Origin of the sequence: Streptomyces sp. NPDC050439 (genome assembly GCF_040655335.1) — a bacterium.
Classification (GTDB): domain Bacteria; phylum Actinomycetota; class Actinomycetes; order Streptomycetales; family Streptomycetaceae; genus Streptomyces.
On the sequence record NZ_JBFAJT010000006.1, the window covers coordinates 173,829 to 191,265 of the forward strand.

The 17,437-nt window shown below is 71.0% G+C and carries 14 protein-coding genes; 3 read left to right on the forward strand and 11 right to left on the reverse strand.

Annotated elements, in window-relative coordinates; translation table 11 throughout:
* Positions 1-151: 151 nt before the first annotated feature.
* Complete coding sequence (locus tag AB0I66_RS25300) at positions 152-4,588, forward strand: PAS domain-containing protein (protein ID WP_363210224.1); 4,437 nt, start codon at positions 152-154, stop codon at positions 4,586-4,588.
* Between the two features lie 83 nt (positions 4,589-4,671).
* Here the strand turns inward: AB0I66_RS25300 and AB0I66_RS25305 are convergent, their stop codons facing one another.
* The 9 genes from AB0I66_RS25305 to AB0I66_RS25345 all read right to left on the reverse strand — a co-directional run bounded on the left by AB0I66_RS25305 (position 4,672) and on the right by AB0I66_RS25345 (position 13,832).
* Complete coding sequence (locus AB0I66_RS25305; protein ID WP_363210225.1) at positions 4,672-6,321, reverse strand: long-chain fatty acid--CoA ligase; 1,650 nt, start codon at positions 6,319-6,321, stop codon at positions 4,672-4,674.
* 227 nt (positions 6,322-6,548) lie between these two features.
* Positions 6,549-7,112, reverse strand: a complete 564-nt coding sequence (locus AB0I66_RS25310) for a SigE family RNA polymerase sigma factor (RefSeq protein ID WP_249588982.1) — start codon at positions 7,110-7,112, stop codon at positions 6,549-6,551.
* Positions 7,113-7,305: 193 nt separating this feature from the next.
* Positions 7,306-8,208: a DUF1906 domain-containing protein gene (locus AB0I66_RS25315; RefSeq protein ID WP_363210226.1), complete on the reverse strand. Its 903-nt coding sequence runs from the start codon at positions 8,206-8,208 to the stop codon at positions 7,306-7,308.
* Between the two features lie 52 nt (positions 8,209-8,260).
* On the reverse strand, positions 8,261-9,427 hold the full coding sequence (locus AB0I66_RS25320) for a lipid-transfer protein (RefSeq protein ID WP_363210227.1): 1,167 nt from the start codon (positions 9,425-9,427) through the stop codon (positions 8,261-8,263).
* Positions 9,424-9,855: a MaoC family dehydratase gene (locus tag AB0I66_RS25325; protein ID WP_363210228.1), complete on the reverse strand. Its 432-nt coding sequence runs from the start codon at positions 9,853-9,855 to the stop codon at positions 9,424-9,426. Before AB0I66_RS25325 ends, AB0I66_RS25320 begins: the two co-directional genes overlap by 4 nt.
* 131 nt (positions 9,856-9,986) lie before the next feature.
* Entirely contained in the window at positions 9,987-11,162 is a 1,176-nt protein-coding gene (locus AB0I66_RS25330) for an acyl-CoA dehydrogenase family protein (protein WP_363210229.1), read from the reverse strand.
* Between the two features lies 1 nt (position 11,163).
* Positions 11,164-12,072 (reverse strand): OB-fold domain-containing protein, encoded by a 909-nt coding sequence (locus AB0I66_RS25335; RefSeq protein ID WP_363210230.1) that lies wholly within the window; start codon positions 12,070-12,072, stop codon positions 11,164-11,166.
* Positions 12,069-13,271, reverse strand: coding sequence for an acyl-CoA dehydrogenase family protein (locus tag AB0I66_RS25340; RefSeq protein ID WP_363210231.1), 1,203 nt, complete (start codon positions 13,269-13,271; stop codon positions 12,069-12,071). Before AB0I66_RS25340 ends, AB0I66_RS25335 begins: the two co-directional genes overlap by 4 nt.
* Positions 13,272-13,520: 249 nt before the next feature.
* Positions 13,521-13,832 carry a hypothetical protein gene (locus tag AB0I66_RS25345; protein WP_363210232.1) on the reverse strand — a complete coding sequence of 104 codons (312 nt, stop codon included), beginning with the start codon at positions 13,830-13,832 and terminating at the stop codon, positions 13,521-13,523.
* 372 nt (positions 13,833-14,204) lie between these two features.
* Between AB0I66_RS25345 and AB0I66_RS25350 the strand changes: the two genes are divergently transcribed.
* Positions 14,205-15,077, forward strand: a complete 873-nt coding sequence (locus AB0I66_RS25350) for a bifunctional DNA primase/polymerase (RefSeq protein ID WP_363210233.1) — start codon at positions 14,205-14,207, stop codon at positions 15,075-15,077.
* A gap of 96 nt (positions 15,078-15,173) precedes the next feature.
* Here AB0I66_RS25350 and AB0I66_RS25355 read toward each other — a convergent pair whose 3' ends face one another.
* Together AB0I66_RS25355 and AB0I66_RS25360 are read right to left on the reverse strand one after the other, a co-directional pair.
* The gene (locus tag AB0I66_RS25355) at positions 15,174-15,920 is read right to left on the reverse strand and encodes a sensor domain-containing protein (protein ID WP_363210234.1); all 747 of its coding nucleotides are present in this window, start codon (positions 15,918-15,920) and stop codon (positions 15,174-15,176) included.
* Positions 15,921-16,129: 209 nt separating this feature from the next.
* The gene (locus AB0I66_RS25360) at positions 16,130-16,363 is read right to left on the reverse strand and encodes a hypothetical protein (RefSeq protein WP_363210235.1); all 234 of its coding nucleotides are present in this window, start codon (positions 16,361-16,363) and stop codon (positions 16,130-16,132) included.
* A gap of 483 nt (positions 16,364-16,846) precedes the next feature.
* On the opposite strand from AB0I66_RS25360, the gene AB0I66_RS25365 reads away from it, so the two are divergent.
* Positions 16,847-17,437: a hypothetical protein gene (locus AB0I66_RS25365; protein ID WP_363210236.1), complete on the forward strand. Its 591-nt coding sequence runs from the start codon at positions 16,847-16,849 to the stop codon at positions 17,435-17,437.

A 17,437-nucleotide genomic window follows, 5' to 3' on the forward strand; every position in this document is an offset into this window, starting at 1 on the left:
CCACACATCTTCTGCGTGCGACCTCCCTCTCATCCGGCGTCGCGCGCACAACCACTCCCCGTAGACTCCCTCCCGTGACACGCCGCGGGCCGCGGGGCAAGATGGCCTGGGCGAGTCGGCAAGCAGCAGTAACCAGGGAGGAAGCGTCGTCGTGAGCAGCAGGCCATCCCGAGGCGCTGCTCGCCTCGCAGCCATACTCGACGCGCTCCCGGACGCGCTGGTCCTCGTGAACGCGAACGGGACCGTCGTGAACGCGAACGCGATCGCGCTGGAGGCGTTCGAGGCACCGGGCACAGCCCTCGTGGGTCGCGGGCTCCTCGATCTGTTGCCGGAGTTCGACTCCCGGCTCATTCCCGGATCGATGCGCAGACCCGAATCCATCGACGAGCGCGGGCGCACCAAGCCCACGCGGATGGTCGCGCGCCGCACGGACGGCAGTGAGTTCCCCGTCGAGGTCACCAGCTCGAACCTCGAGGACATCCGGGACGCGTACGACAATTACGGCTACACCGGCGACGAGTTGCTCATGCTCGTCGTACGGGACCTTTCGGGCGCCGTGGACACCGAGGCCGAACTCGCGCGTTCCCAGCGGCAGACCGAGATGATCCTGCGCGCCGCTGCCGAAGGTGTCGTCGGCACGGACACCGACGGACGGGTCGTCCTGGTCAATCCGGCCGCCGCGCAGATACTGGGCTTCAGGGCCAGCGACCTCGGCGGGCAGGAACTGCATCATCTGGTGCTCCACTCGCGCGCCGACGGCGAGCCCTTCCCGTACGAGGAGTCCCCTCTCGCCGACACGCTCCGCTCCGGGCGCAAGCACCGGGTGCGCGGGCAGGTGTTGTGGTCCAAGAGCGGCGACCGGGTCGCCGTCGACCTGACGACGGCCCCCGTGCGGGACGGCGATCAGCTCGTCGGCGCGGTCATGACCTTCACCGACCGGCGGCCCTACGACGCGCTGGCCGAGGAGCACGAGGCCGCCCTCGCGGCACACGCCGAGGAGATGCAGGCCGCGACCGAGCGGCGCACCGAGGAGCTGCGGGCCGCCACCGAGCGGCACGCGGCCGAACTCGCCGCCGCCGCCGAGCAGCGCGCCGAGGAGATCGCCGCCGAGCAGGAGCGGTACGCGGCGCTGGCCGAGCGCGAGAAGGACCGGTTCGAGGAGCTCGCCGAGCGCGAGAAGGCGCGGTACGACGCGCTGGCCGCGCGGCACGAGCAGTTGCTGGCCGTACTCGGTTCGTCGTTGCGTGGCCCGCTCGACGAGCTGCGGCGCGAGCTGTCGGCCCTCGCGGCGGACGACGCCGGGCAGTTGTGGCCCGAGGCGAATCAGGTGCTTCATCACCTCTCGGCCGGATACGCGCGCATCACCACCCTTGTCGACAATGTCCTCGGCTTCCAGTTGCTCGACTCGGGTGCGGACGAGCTGGCTCGCACGAAGGTCATGCTCGACGCCGTCGTCGCGAGCGGCGTGGAGGGCGCGGTCGAGCTGATCGGGCCCGGACGCGCGCAGTTCGCGGTGCACGCGCCGCCGATCGAGGTCGAGGTGGACCCGGGGCGGCTCGCCACGGCGCTCGCCCACCTGGTCGCCGACGTGGCGGGCATCGACGCCACGGGCAACGCGCGCGCCGGCGCGGCCCCTTCGGCCGTGGCCCCCGGTGGGTACGTGGACTCGACGGTCGTCGTGGCCGCCGCCCAGCGCGGCGAGGTCGTCCGCATCGAGGTGCGGGGGCCGTACGCCGGGGGAGACCCGGTGCACGAACCGATCGTCCGGGGCATCGTGCGGGCGCACGGCGGCGTGCTGCAGACGCACGAGGTGCCGGGGATGAGCGGCAACGCGTACGTACTTGAAGTACCGATCGGTGCGGGGGGCGGGGCGGTTGCGCCTGCACCTGCGGTTGCGGGTGCGGGTGCGGTTGCGGGTGCGGGTGGCGCGGACGGTTCTGTCGGCTCTGTCGGCTCTGTCGGCTCTTCGGTCGTGGTGCCCGCGCAGGCTTCGCCCGCCACGGGCGGCGGACGGCGACGGGCGCGGCGGGCCGCCGGGCCCTCGGTGGACTCGTTCCTGGAGAGCTCGGTTCCCGACGGCGAGACTTCGGGAGGCGCTGCCGGTACCGAGGACGCTCCCGTCGGGACCTCACCCAGCGGTACCGGGCGAAGGCGTGGGCGGCGCGCGGCGGAGGCCGATGCGGCGGAGGCCGATGCGGCGCAGGCCGCTGAGGCTGAGGCACGGGCCGCTGCCGAGGCGGCGGCGCCAGCTGTTTCAGAGACGTCTGCGGGGGGCGAGGATTCCTCACCGTCACGGGCTTCCGGCGGTACGGGGCGGCGGCGTGGGCGGCCGAGTCCTGCGGACGGCCTCGCGAGCTCCGTGCAGTCCGTGGGTTCCGTCGTGACGGCTGCCGAGCATGCTGCCGGGTCCGCGGCTCGGGGGGAGACGGTGCCGCCGCAGGGCGTACCGGTTCCCGCGGGTGGGGTGGCCCCTGTCGCTTCCGGGCAACGGGCTCGACGGAACGACGACCAGCTGGCGTTGCCCGCTCTGCCTTCGGGCGGCGTTTCCGGGAGCGGCGTTTCCGGGGCCGGGACGGCTGTGGCGGTCGCCGGGGACTCGGGCGAGGGCTCACCCCGTCCGACGGGGCGGCGCCGCCGTGCGCTGGCCGCCGCCAAGGAGCGGGCCGCTGCCGAGGAGGCTCCCAGCGGGCGCGTCTTCGCGCTGCCGCCGGCCTCCGCGGACCAGGACGACACGGGGCAGCACGAAGCTGCCCTGCACCACCCGGCCGACGACCACACCCCGCCGCAGCCGCACCCCGCGGACGCCCCGACGGGCCGCCGCCGGTCGCGTCCGGCACAGGGCGAGGGTCAGGGGCTGGAACAGGGTCAGGGGTTGCAGCAGGGTCAGGGTCAGGGGCTGGAGCAGGGGGCGGTGCCCGCTGCCTCCGCCGCTTCTGCCGCGCCGGGGGCGCCTGTTGCTCCCGCCGCGCCCGCGCCCGCCGGTCCTGCGGGGGGCGCGCAGGGTACGCCGCCCGCCGGTGTTCCCTCGCAGCCCACCACGTACGCCGAAGGCACTCCGGCGCGCGGCGTCCACACGCCTGGCAGGGGGGTCGCGCTCCCGCCCGAGCGTGGAACCCAGGGCGGGCGGGCCGCGCAGCCGCTGCCCGCCGAGGCCGCGCCCGGCGACCCCAACTCGACGCAGGGGCGCGCGATCAGCGTGCGCACGCTCGGGCAAGGCGTGCCCTTCGGCCAGCAGATCGCGGAACAGCAGCAGCGCCGCCTCGGGTTGCAGGGGAGGGGACAGGCTCCGGGTACTCCGGCAGCTCCGGGTGCTTCGGGTGCCGCGGGTACTCCGGGTACTCCGGCAGCTCCGGGTGCTCCGGCGACGGCCCCGCAGCCTCCGCAAGCTCCCCCGGCCCAGCAAGCCCCGCAGTCACAACAGCCCCCGCAGCCCGCTCCGGCCCCCCAGGCGCCCACCGCCGGACCGCTACCGGAGCAGGCGCCCGCTCAACCCGCGGCACCCGCGCCCCCCGCGGCTCCCGGCCAGGCGCAGTCCCACACCCTCGGCGGCTCTCCGGGGGGGACCCAGGGGGGAGCCCAGGGCGGGTCGCTCGGTGGCTCCGTGGGAGGTTCGGGGCGTCGGCGCAGGCTGTCCACTCCCCCCGCCCCCGCGGGCGATGACCGCCCCGAGGCCGCGGCGCGCCCGCACCCCCAGGCGCAAGCCCACCCGCAGTCCCGTATCGCCTCTTCCAGTGAGGGCGCGGGACGGGCGTACGCCATCGGCGCCCCGGACGAGAACGCCGACGAGGGCCCGGAGCCGCTGGACGGCCCCGGCGGCGCCGTCGAGGTCGCCAACCGGCCCCAGCCGCAGCCCATGGACGACGAACTGCCGCCCGAGCCGCTGGACAACCCGCGCCGTCTGCTCGTCTGGCCCGCGCCCGACGTCACCACCCAGCAGGCGCTGAGCGACCGCGGCTACCGTCCCGTCATCGTGAACTCCCGCGAGGAGGTCGACGCCCAGATCGCCGCCTTCCCCGCGGCCCTGTTCGTGGACCCGCTGACCGGACCGATCACGCGTACGGCCCTGCAGTCGCTGCGCACGGCGGCCGTGGCCGCCGAGGTTCCCGTGCTCGTCACGGCGGGCCTCGGCCAGGCGACGCGCGAGGCGGCGTACGGCGCCGACCCCGCCGTACTCCTGAAGGCCCTCGCGCCGCGCGACAGCGAGCAGCATCCGCCGCGCGTCCTGCTGATCGAGGAGCACGAGGAGATCGCGCTCGCCCTGACCGCGACGCTCGAACGGCGTGGCATGCAGGTCGCGCGGGCCGAGAGCGACGCGGACGCGGTGACGCTCGCGGCGCAGATGCGGCCGAACCTGGTGGTGATGGACCTGATGCAGGTGCGCCGCCGCAGGGCCGGGATCATCGACTGGCTGCGGGCGAACGGTCAGTTGAACCGCACCCCGCTCGTCGTCTACACCGCCGCCGTCGACGAGACGGAGCTGCCGCGCCTCGCGGCGGGGGAGACGGTGCTGTTCCTCGCGGAACGGTCGACGAGCACCGAGGTGCAGGGCCGCATCGTGGACCTGCTTGCGAAGATCGGCACGAACTAGCCCTCCGACCTCCGGACATGCGCGTTGCGCCGCTCCCCCCGGCGGGGGAGCGGCGCAACGCGTCTGCCGTGCTTGCCCTGAGGTCAGAGCTTGGTGACGTCCAGTTCCCCGGCCGCGTACTGCCTGCGCAGTACCTTCTTGTCGAACTTGCCGACGCTCGTCTTGGGCACGGCCGGCACGATCGCCCAGCGCTCGGGCAGCTGCCACTTGGCGATGGTGCCCGCGAGGAAGTCGCGCAGGGCGGCGTACTCAAGGGTCGCGCCCTCCTTCAACACGACGGTGGCGAGCGGGCGTTCGCCCCACTTGTCGTCGGGTACGGCGACGACGGCCGCCTCCGCGACGTCCGGGTGGGCCATGATCGCGTTCTCCAGTTCGACGCTGGAGATCCATTCGCCGCCCGACTTGATGACGTCCTTCGCGCGGTCGGTGAGCGTCAGGAAGCCGTCGGCGCTGATCACGCCGACGTCGCCGGTCTTCAGCCAGCCGTCCGCGCTGAACTTGTCCTCGGGCTTGAGCTCCTCGCCGCCCGCGCCGCCGTAGTACGCGCCCGCGATCCACGGCCCGCGCACCTCCAGCTCGCCCGCGGACTCGCCGTCCCACGGCAGGTACTCGCCGCCGGGGCCGACCAGGCGGGCCTCGACGCCGGTGGGGAAACGACCCTGGGTGAGGCGGTAGGCGAACTCGTCGTCGGTGCCGAGGGCCTTGGCCGGCGGCCGGGCGACCGTGCCGAGCGGGGAGGTCTCCGTCATGCCCCAGGCGTGGCAGACCCGCATGCCGAGCTTGTCGAAGGCCTCCATGAGCGAGGGCGGGCAGGCCGAGCCGCCGATGGTGACCTGGCCGAGCGAGCTGACGTCGCGCGGCTTCGCGGAGAGTTCGGCGAGCAGGCCCTGCCAGATGGTGGGGACGGCGGCCGCGTGCGTGGGCCGCTCGGTCTCGATCATCTCGGCGAGCGGGGCGGGCTGGAGGAAACGATCCGGCATCAGCATGTTCACGCCGGTCATCAGCGTCGCGTGCGGCAGGCCCCAGGCGTTGACGTGGAACTGCGGGACGACGACGAGGGTGGTGTCCGCATCCGTCAGGCCCATGGACTCGCTCATGTTCACCTGCATGGAGTGCAGGTAGATGGAGCGGTGCGAGTAGACGACGCCCTTGGGGTCTCCGGTGGTGCCGGAGGTGTAGCACATGGCTGCGGCCGTACGTTCGTCCAGCTCCGGCCAGTCGTAGGCCGTGGGCTTGGCGGCGATCAGGTCCTCGTACTCGTGCACCTGCGCCTGGATCCCGGCCAGCGGCGAACGGTCGCCGGGACCCGAGACCACCAGGTGTTCGACGGTCGGCAGCTGCGGGAGGAGGGGCGCGAGCAGCGGGATGAGGGAGCCGTTGACGATGATGACGCGGTCGGCCGCGTGATTCACGATCCAGCTCAGCTGGTCGGCGGGCAGCCGGAGATTGAGGGTGTGCAGTACGGCGCCCATACAGGGAACCGCGAAGTAGGCCTCGACGTGCTCGGCGTTGTTCCACATGAACGTGGCGACTCGCTCGTCGCCGTCGACCCCGAGGTCCTCGCGCAGCGCGTGCGCCAGCTGGGCCGCTCGTTCACCGATCTCGCGGAAGCTGCGGCGCTGGGGGGTGGACTCGCCGGTCCACGTGGTGACCTGCGACGACCCGTGCACGGTCGTCCCGTGCCGGAGGATGCGGGTGACGGTCAGTGGTACGTCCTGCATCGTGCTCAGCACGGCGTCCTCCCGATGGGCGCGCGGCATTCATCCGGGGCGGCTCCCGGATGACCTACCTGGCAGTAGGGCTCGCCAGATTCTTGCCGCATACCGCACGGTATGTCACTAGGTCGGGAGAAGAAAGGTCCGGCAGCGGGTCGGCAGCAGGCCGGGCATCAGGTCGGGCAGCAGGTCTGGCATCAGGTCTGGCATCAGGTCTGGCATCAGGTCGGGCAGGGCTGCGGCGGTCAGCGGACCGGTGTGAGCTCCGGGTCCTCGCGCAGCTTGCCGAGCGCACGCGACACCGCGCTCTTGACCGTGCCGATGGACACCCCGAGCACCTCGGCGGTCTGCGCCTCGCTGAGATCCTCGTAGTACCGCAGGACGACCATCGCCCGCTGCCGCGCGGGCAACTTCATGATCGCGCGCCACATCGCGTCCCTGAGCACCTGCTGCTCGGCCGGGTCCGCGACCGGCGTCACCTCGGGCTCGGGCAGCTCGTCGCACGCGAACTCGTCGACCTTGCGCTTGCGCCACTGCGAGGTCCGGGTGTTCAGGAGGGCCCGGCGCACATACCCGTCGAGCGCCCGGTGGTCCTCGATCCGGTCCCACGCGACATAGGTCTTGGTGAGGGCGGTCTGCAGCAGATCCTCGGCATCGCTGGGATTCGCGGTCAGCGAGCGCGCGGTGCGCAGCAACACGGGCTGACGTGCCCGGACGTACGACGCGAACGACGGATACGCCGAAGGACTCGCTGTCCGCGTCGCGGCCTTCGATGCGCTGGTGCACATGGGCACCATGGATACGGTCATGGCTCCACGCTAGAAGCGCCCCCTACTTCAGCGGATCGGCCGCAGGTCCCTAAGCCGTGTCCGCCTCAGGTTGTACGCGGGGTGGTAGCCCCACCTCCTGAAGGTGGAGGAGGCGGAGCACACCCCTGAGGGTTCATCCCTGAGAGGGCCGCGCCCGGGTCGCACTCGCGGCCCGCCCGCACCCGCCCGGGGACTAGCCGACGCGGGCCACCGGTGCGTGCACAAGATTCCGGTCGATCTTGAGCGTGCGCCCGCCGTGCCGCTCCTTCACGTTGCCCGCGTACTGGTGAATGCGCCGCTCAGGGTGCCACGCGGTGCGCCGCAGCACCGGCTCGCGGTACAGGTGCGGCCGCTTGTGCCAGCGCGCGAACCACATCACCGACGGCAGATCCCGCACCCCCGCCCGCCGCGCCGTCTCCATGTGCCGTACGCCGGAATTCGCACTGCTGTAGAAGCCCGGAACGTACCCGAACCTGCGCACCTCACGGTTCCAGGACCGCACGAACGCCAGGGTGCCGTGCGCGCACCACTTCTGCCGGTAGGTGTACGACTCCATGTCCAGGTAGAGCGGACTGAGCCGCCGCATCCCGAGTGCCTTCGCCTTTCGTACCGCGTCACGTCCCTCCTGTTTCCCCTGCCGCACGGGATACCGCCCCATGCGGACGTTCTTCTTGTGCTTCGCCGTCACACAGGGCGACTGCGAACCGACGTACACCGGCAGCACCTTCCACCCCTGCGCCCGCACCGTGCGCATCCAGGCCCGGCTCAGGTTCGGCTGGCGCTTGCAGGCCCGGCCGCGGCCCGCGTAGTAGACGCCGACCGCCCCGTAGTTGGAGGCCTTCCAGCGGCGCATCGTGTCGGCGGACGGAGCGAGGCAGGTGTCGAAGGCCCGGCCGCGGAAGGTCGACACCCCGGCCGGCCACCCGACCGAGCCGGCCGAGGCAGCCGGGTCAGCCGGGGCTGGGGGTGCGGCCGGGGCTCGTGCGGCTGCGGCAGCCGGAGCGGCTGGGGCAGCCGGAGCCGGGAGGGCGGTGGCGAGGGTTGCGGAGAGGGTCGCGGAGAGGACAAGTCCCATCATCAGCTTTCGGCAGCTCATACGCCGAGTGAAGGGCCCAGAGCCTCCGCCGTGCCCGGGACACGCGCCGCGTTCAGCCGTCCGCCGCCAGAATCAACCCTGATGTGGGGACACCGGTGCCCGCGGTGACCAGCGTGCGCGCCGCGCCCGGTATCTGGTTCACGGACGTGCCGCGCACCTGCCGGACCGCCTCCGCTATGCCGTTCATCCCGTGCAGATACGCCTCCCCCAGCTGCCCTCCGTGCGTGTTCAGCGGCAGCGTCTCCTCGGCCACGAAGTCCGCCGCCTCACCCGGCCCGCAGAAACCGAACTCCTCCAGCTGCATCAGCACGAACGGAGTGAAGTGGTCGTAGAGGATGCCCACGTCGATGTCGCCGGGCGCCAGCCCGGAGCTGCGCCACAACTGCTTCGCCACCACACTCATTTCCGGCAGCCCGCTCAGGTCGTCGCGGTAGAAGCTGGTCATCTGCTCCTGCGCCCGGCCCGCCCCCTGGGCCGCCGCCGTGATCACCGCCGCCGGCTTCGGCAGATCACGGGCCCGCTCCACGCTCGTCACGACGATGGCCTGCCCGCCGTCGGTCTCCTGGCAGCAGTCCAGGAGTCTGAGCGGCTCGACGATCCAGCGCGAGGCGGCGTGCTCGGCGAGCGTGATCGGCTTCCCGTGGAAATACGCCGCCGGGTTGGTCGCCGCGTACTTCCGGTCGGTGACCGCCACATGGCCGAAGGCCTCGGGGGTGAGGCCGTAGGTGTGCAGATAGCGCTGGGCCGCCATCGCCACCCATGAGGCGGGGGTCAGCAACCCGAACGGCAGGGACCAGCCGAGCGCCGCTCCCTCCGCCGACGGCTCCCGGTGCTGCACGCCCGAACCGAAGCGGCGGCCCGACCGCTCATTGAACGCGCGGTAGCAGACGACGACTTCGGCCACCCCGGTCGCCACCGCCAGCGCCGCCTGCTGCACGGTCGCGCAGGCGGCACCGCCGCCGTAGTGGACGCGCGAGAAGAACGACAGCTCCCCGATGCCGGCCGCCTGCGCGACGGTGATCTCCGGGTTCGTGTCCATGGTGAACGTGACCATGCCGTCCACGTCGGCGGGGCTCAGCCCGGCGTCGTCGAGCGCAAGACCCACCGCCTCCACGGCGAGCCTGAGCTCACTGCGCCCCGAGTCCTTCGAGAACTCGGTGGCCCCTATCCCGACCACCGCGGCCTTCCCCCCGAGCAAGTCGCGCGTACGTACGCTCATGCCGCGCCCCCTGCCGAGGCCCCGCCCGGCGCCCCGCCTCGTGCTCCGGCCGGAACGGAGACCGTGACCGTGCCGGTGACGTGCTTCCCCACGCCGTTGGCGCCGACCACCCTCACCGTGGCCGTGTCACCGTCGACCTGCTCCACCGAGCCGGTCAACACCATCGTGTCCCCGGGATAGTTGGGCGCTCCAAGCCGGATCGCCACCTTGCGGAGAACCGTCCCGGAACCGAAGTGGTCGGTGATGTACCGGCCCACCAGGCCGTTCGTGGTCAGGATGTTCATGAAGATGTCGGGGGAGCCCTTCTCCTGTGCCGCCACGGCGTCGTGGTGCACGTCCTGGTAGTCCCGCGAGGCGATCGCACCGGAGACGATCAGCGTCCTGGTGACCGGGATGACGAGCTCCGGCAGCTCGTCCCCGACCTGCACGACGTCTCCTCCATTTGCTGTGGCTCGTTGTCTTGCTGTGGCCCTCTGTCTTGGCGTGGCTTGCTGTCTCCCGGTCACGTCGTCCCGGCCCCCGTCATGTCGCACCTGTTCCTGCCTGCCTGTCGTCCCCGTCACGCCGCCCCCTCGCGTGGGGCCTGCGCCTTCTGACCGTCCTGGGCGTCCTGGGCGTCCTGGGCGATCAAGTTCCCCATTTCTGCGAGCACTTCGCTGCCGCACCCCAGGTACGCGTCCAGCTGCCGCCCCCACAGGAAGTGCCGGTGTACGGGATGGTCGAGGTCGGCCCCCATGCCGCCGTGCAGATGCTGGCCCGCGTGCACGACTCGCTTTCCGCCCTCCGATGCCCACCACGCGGCGGTCAGCGCATGGGTGCCGTACGCCAGGCCCGCGTCGCGCCGCCAGGCCGCCTCGTACGCCGTGACCCGTATCGCCTCGGTGTCCATATGAGCGTCCGCCGCCCGGAGTTGGACCCCCTGCTTGGCCGCGAGTGGGCGCCCGAACTGCTCCCGCTCGTTCGTGTGGGCCACCGCGCGGGCCAGCGATCCCGCGCACACCCCGGCCTGCAGTCCCGCGAAGGCGGTCCGCGCGCTCGCCAGGACGTCCTCGTACGCCCCGCCCCCTCCGATCCGCTCCCCGGGTGTCCCGTCCAGGACCAACCGCCCCGCCGCCCACGGCGCGGTCAGTTCCACGGGCCCGGTCTCAGCGTCGGCCACCCGCACCCTCCACAGGCTGTGGCCGCCCCGCGTCTGCGGCTCACGCACCGCCACCAGCACCTCCGTGGCATCCCGCAGCCACGGCACCCAGGGCACCACCCCGGTCAGTGCACCGGTCAGCGTCCCGGTCAGCGTTCCGGCGGGCTCCTCGGTCAGCCCGCCGCCGGTAGCTCCGGACGACCCGCCGGCCGGCGCTCCCTCCGCGACGGCCACCACGCCACCCCGCGCCGGGAATGCCCCCGTCGCCACCGCCGTACCGCCCCGCAGCCCCGGCAGCAGTCGCCCCCGCTGTTCCTCCGTGCCGTGCGCGGCCACCGCGAGCAGCCCGTAGACACAGCTCGCCGCGAAGGGAACCTGGGCCGTCGTCCTCCCCTGTTCCTCGAGCAGCAGCACGAGTCCGAGCAGCCCGACGTCCTCCACCGCGCCCGGCAGCCCCGCCGCGCACAGCGCCTTCCACAGCTCGGCGTCCGACTCCGGCCCCGCCGCCGCGAGCCGTTCGGGCGTGGCCAGGTCGCCGAAGATCTCTGCGGCAAGGTCCCGTGCCGCGGCCTGCTCCTCCGTAGGTGTGAAGTCCATGTCAGACTCCGCCCCCCGCCATGCTCTCGACGGCGCGGAACACCGGGAGCTCCAATTCGGCGTCCACCTGCTGGAACTCGAGCCGGACCGGCTGCCCGATCCGCACCTTGTCGCTGGGCACCCCCACCACGTTGCTGACCATGCGCACGCCCTCCGCCAGGTCGATGAGTCCGACGGCGTACGGGGGATCGAAGGCGGGGAAGGGCGGGTGGTGCATGACGACGTACGAATAGACCGTGCCCTCGCCGCTCGCCTCGACCGTGTCCCATTCGAGCGACCCACAGGCGTTGCACCCCGGCAGCCAGGGGAAGCGCAGTGCCCGGCAGCCGCCGCAGCGCTGGATCAGGAGCTGATGCCGGGCCACGCCTTCCCAGAACTCCGCGTTGTCCCGGTTGATCACCGGTCGGGGGCGCTTGCCCCGGGGTTTCTGTCGCGCGGGTGCGTACTTGAGGATGCGGAAGCGGTGAGTTCCCGCCGGCTCGCCGCCCGCTCTGACGTCCATCCGGGTCGTGACGAAATGGCCCGTGCCCAGCTTGGTCGTCTTGCGCTCCGAGACCGACTCGATGACCGCGTCGAAGGTGATCTCGTCCCCCGGCCGCAGCGGCCGCAGATACTCCTGCTCGCAGTCCGTCGCGACGACGGAGGTGTACCCCGCGCCGTCCAGGAGCGCGAACAACTCGTCGTACGCGGCCGACCGCCCCTGGTGCCCGGAGAGTCCGCCCATCGTCCAGGCCTGGAGCATCGTCGGCGGCGCGATCGGATCCGCTCCCGCGTAGGCCCGGTTCGTGTCGCCCATGGCCTCGCACCAGTGCCGGATCATCGGTTCGTTGACCGGGTCCTTGCCCTCGCCCGACGTGGCGGCCGCCCGCCCCTCGAATACCTTCAGCGTCTCGTACGAAAGATCGGTCACCGCCGTCCCCTCCGCATCCCGAGGCGCATCGTCGCCACGATCTCCCGCTGCACCTCGCTCACCCCGCCCCCGAACGTATTGATCTGTGCCGCCCTGTTCATCCGCTCCAACTCCCCCTCAGCCGCCGTCCCGAGCGTCAGGGAGCCGGGTGAACCGGACCGGACGAGACCCGCTTCGCCCGTGACTTCCTGACATATTCGGTACACCTCCACCGCCGATTCGGTTCCCACGAATTTCACGCCGCTCGCGTCTCCCGGCGCCAGCGCACCCGCCCCTACATCCCCCACCAAACGCCAGTTGAGCAGGCGCGTTGCCGCCAACCGGGCCTGCGCTTCGGCCAGCCTGGACCGGACCCACGGAGCGTCAATCCGGCGCTCGCCCGTCACCGGATCGGGTGTGCGGGCGAAGGCGAGGGCCGCGGCGTAGAAATCCTCGGCCTGCATGCCGATCGCCGCGAGCGCCACCCGCTCGTGGTTGAGCTGGTTGGTGATGAGCCCCCAGCCGCCGTTCTCCTCGCCGACGAGGTTGGCGGCGGGCACGCGGATTCCGTCGTAATACGTCGCTGTCGTCGTCAGGCCGCCCACCGTCTCGATCGGCGTCCACGAGAACCCGGGCGCGTCGGTCGGGACGAGGATGATCGAGATGCCTTGGTGCTTGGGGGCTTCGGGGTCGGTGCGGCAGGCCAGCCAGATCCAGTCGGCGTTCTGGGCGTTCGACGTGAAGATCTTCTGCCCGTCGATGACCCACGTGCCCCCGGGCGTACCGGCTCGCCCATCGGTCTCGCGCAGCGCCCGTGTCCGCAGCGAGGCCAGGTCCGTACCCGCCGAAGGCTCGCTGTACCCGATCGCGAAGACGAGTTCACCGCTGAGGATGCGCGGCAGAAATGCGGCCTTCTGCTCCTCGGTGCCGTACTTCATGAGGGTCGGACCGACGGTGTTCAGGGTGACCATCGAAACGGGCGCGCCCGCGCGGTAGGCCTCGTCGAAGAAGACGAACTGTTCGTCGGGGCCGCGCCCCTGCCCGCCGTACTCGACCGGCCAGCCGAGGCCGAGCATGCCGTCGGCCCCGATGCGCCGCAGCAGCCGGCGCTGCCCCTCCAGGTCGCCCCCTTGAGGCGGCCCCCCGGGCATCAGATCGCGGAAGTAGGAACGCAGTTCGGCGCGCAACCGCTCTTGGCGTTCGGTGGGGGCGAGGTGCACGGCGGCGGCCTCTCCTTCGCGTAGGGGCGTCGCACCGACAATGGTTTCTGACTGTCCGTCAGAAACGTTCGCGGTGTCAAGAGATCACCCCGGATATGGGAGGGCTACGAAGCCGGGACCCGTTACGCGCGAGGCCCAGAACCCGGTACTCCCGGACACGACTGCGCGGCGGTGCAGATGCACCGCCGCGCAGAACGCCACACACCCCATCCAGCAGACCCCGGGGAGCTGCCCCGGGGCGCCGTCACCTCACCAGAGGTGGGTGAAGTTGACGGCGATGTTCTCGTTCGACTGGTCGATCGCCGTGAACGCCGAGCCGTTCACCTGGGCGGTGTTGTTCTGGTTCGAGGCGCCTGAGCCGACGGCCTGCTGCTGCGACGTGGACGAGTTGCCGCTGTTGTTGCCGCCGACGCCGCTGCCGTTGACAGTCGCCACGCCCGCATTCGATCCGTCGTTCGCGAAGGAGCCGTTGTCGGCCGTCGCGACACCCGTGAAGAGTGCGGCAGCCAGGGGCAGGGCCGCGGCTGCAGCGATGACGCGGGCGGTACGGATGCTTGCCATGTCAGTTTCCTCCGTTACGGGGGTACGCACCGGCGACGTGCCGGGACCTACCTGAAGTGCGTCTTGATCCAGGGCAGTTGGCCGACCGCCTTGGGGGTTCTGCACGACGTCGCGACTCCAGAGTTGCCCACCGAATCCCCGGCGAACCACCCCGGAAGCCTCAATTCCCCCGCAAGCGTGAGTACAAGTCGATAAACATGCTTCGATCCCCCAAAGGCCCTGTTCAGCCCCCAAAAGCGGGCTCAAACCCAGGCGCCGCACGGGCTGAAGCGTTCCGCCACAGCCGGAAGATCGACCGGCGCACCCGCGTTTCGTCCGCGCGCCGCGCCCACCCCTCTTCCTTTCTTCGAACGCTTGTACGAAAATGGAGTCATGGCCACCATCGACCGCCATGCCACAGCACTCGTACTCGCCCACGCACTGTCCGCCGCCGAGCGCGGCCTCGCCGTCATCCCCCTATCCCGCACCAAGCTGCCGGCGCTCCGCTCCCCCCATCACGAGCAACCGGAAACGCCCCCCTGTCACGGTGAATGCGGCCGTCCCGGACACGGCGTGTATGACGCGTCGACCGACCCCTTGCGCATCCGCGAACTCTTCGCCGCCGCCCCCTGGGCCACCGGCTACGGCATCGCATGCGGTCTGCCCCCACACCATCTGATCGGCATCGACCTGGACACCAAGTCCGGTACGGACGCTCCGGCAGCCTTACGGGAACTGGCGCTGCGGCACCTCTTCACGATCCCGGCCACGGTGGTCGTGGCGACCCCCAGCGGCGGCCGTCACATCTGGCTCGCGGGCCCGCCCGACGCCGTCGTCCCCAACTCCGCGGGGCGCCTGGCCCCCGGCATCGACATCAGGGGCGCGGGAGGCTATCTCGTCGGCCCCGGCTCACGCACCGAACACGGCGTCTACAGCACCGTGGCCGGCACCGCCCACCTCCCTCCGGCGAGCTGTCCTCCCGCGCTGTTGCGCCTGCTCATGCCCCCGACCCGCGCCTACCACCCCACGCTCCCGCAGATGCCTGCTCCGGCCCAACGAGGCCAGGGCCTGGTCCAGTTCGTGCTCGCCGCGCACGAGGGCCAGCGCAACACCCGCCTGTTCTGGGCCGCCTGCCGCGCCTACGAGAACGGCATCGGCGAGACCCTGGCCGACGAACTCGTCGCCGCGGCGCTCCAGGTGGGCCTCACCGAGCGCGAGGCCCGCTCGACGATCGCGTCGGCGGAACGGCTGACGGGGCACACGTGACGGCGTGCCGCGCGTGACGCAGCAGGGGACGCAATGAGAGACGCGGTAAGGGACGCCCGCAATGGCGGACGCCCCTTACCGCGTTCCCCGGCACGCCTACCGCTGAGGCCGCCCGAGCATCGAACGCACCGCGGCACGGTCGATGTTCGTCAGGGCGCGGACCAGCTTCGGGGTGAGGAAGACGATGACGAGGCCCACCAGGGACGCCCCGGCGATCTGCACCGGCGACTCCAGGTAGAACTCGTGGCGCTCACCGCCGGAGGTGTAGTCGAACACCTGGTAGCCGGGCCAGCCGACGTAACGCGGGAACACCCAGGAGTACGCCGGCAGGAGCGCCACCACCCAGCCGGTCACCAGGAACGTCACGCTGAGCACGAAGGACGCCACCCGGGACGGGAACATCACGACCTGGAACAGCAGCGCACGCCAGCCCGCCCCGTCCACGAGCCGCGCCCGCATCCCGCCCCACGCACCCGCGCCCCGCGGCGTCTCCACGGCAGCGGGAGCGGCGACATCCAGCCCCAGCAGCCCCCTGGCCCGCCCCCGTTCGGCCGCCCCGAGCCCCCGCGCCCCGGCCAGCGCGACCGCGAGGACCGGCAGCCCTAGCACGGTGACGAACAGGCCCACGCCGAGCGAGAACATCGTCACGGCGAAGGTGAACCCCACGATGGCGATGGGCAGCGACGCCACCGTGTAGCCGATCTCCCGATACGTCGAGGCGGCGAACGGCGCCCGCCAGAAGCCCGGGGCCTCCGGGGCTCGCTCAGCGGAAGGAGCAACCGGAGCAGAGGGAGCAGCAGAAGCGGCGGGAGCGGCTGGGTACGGCAGTGCGCTGGTGCTCATGACGGGCCTCGAATCTTCGCGGTGGGGAGGTGCCGGGGACGTGCCCTGCTGACGTCCTCAACGATCGCGAATCCGGGCGGCCCGGAACATACGGTGACCCGGCCTCTCGGGGGTGTTGCTGGCACCACCCCGGACGAAGCCACAGCGTCCGGGGCACAAGGAGGGGGTGCCTCTCAGCGAGAGACACCCCCGACCGGACGGAGAAACCGTCAGTGGTCGAACCCGTCGAAGACGCCGTTGAGGGCGGTGGCGTCGCGGTGACCGCCCTCCGTCTGGCCGGCGGTGGTGATGCCGTAGGGGCCGCCCATGTTGGTGAACGACTGCCCTGCGTAGCGGCCCTCGTCGAGGGTCCCGGTCGGGCCGTCGGAGGCGACGGCGGTGCCGGCGGCCAGGAATCCGGCCACGGTGGCCACGGCGAGAGCGGATGCGATGCGCTGCAACACGGTTATCTCCTTTTGGGGTGATCCAGTGATCCTCTGCAGCGAAACGACACCTCAATCACCCCGCGCCTTCTCCCAGGCTCGCCGCGCAGCGGCCACGTGGAGTACCAGGTTCATCCAAGGTGACCTACACACCCACAAACGGCCGCACACCACCCGAAAAAGCGAGGGCCCCCGACCGATTGTGCTGGTCAGGGGCTCTCAAGAAGTGCGGTGGGTGTGGGATTTGAACCCACGGTGACTCTCGCCACGACGGTTTTCAAGAGCGTCGCGCGTACAGGTTTTGCGTAGCCCTGACCTGCCGAAACGTCGAATCAGCCAGCGCCGTAGCCGTATTCGGCCCACACATAGCCCACAAGCATCTAGTCCGTAGGCCTGTGCCGTTCTTGGAGGACCCGGGCAGGCTGACCCCAACAACGGCCGTGCTGAAGGTCGGCAACGAGCAGAGCAACAGTCCGGGCAGGGTGGCGAGAGTATCCTTCGCAGGTGACCTCAGGAGCCTTGGCTGACTGGAACTCGAAGCGCGCGTCGAGCATCGCCTTGGAGTGGCAGATGCACGCGACGCAGGCCGCGTCCACCCCAGCCGGGTGGCAGGCCGATCAAGCGCTAGCTGGAGTCCTCCAACGACTGGCAACAGAGTTCCAGGGTTTTTGTCGCGCCCTGCATGACGAAGGTAGCGAATTTTTCGCTGTCACTACCGCCAATGGAAACACCAACCTGGAAAGTACCCTGCGTCAGCTTTTGACAAATAGCAGAGGACTAGACCGAGGGAACGCACAGAACACCAGTATCGCCCAAGACTTCAGCCGGTTCGGTTTCATTTTTTGGAAGGCGATGCAAACGGCAGAACCTCGGGCGGCAACTTGGCCGGACGATCTGGCTAAATGCAATCAGATGCGAAATGCCGTAGCACATGACGACACGGCAAAACGGCACGCTCTCACAACAGAGGGCTATTTGCTGGATGTACCAACCGTTAAAGCCTGGCACACGATGCTAGACGATATGGCTAATGTAATGGACGACGTTGTAAGTCTTTCACTAAGCAGCCTGCTAAATGTTCCCCGACCGTGGTGA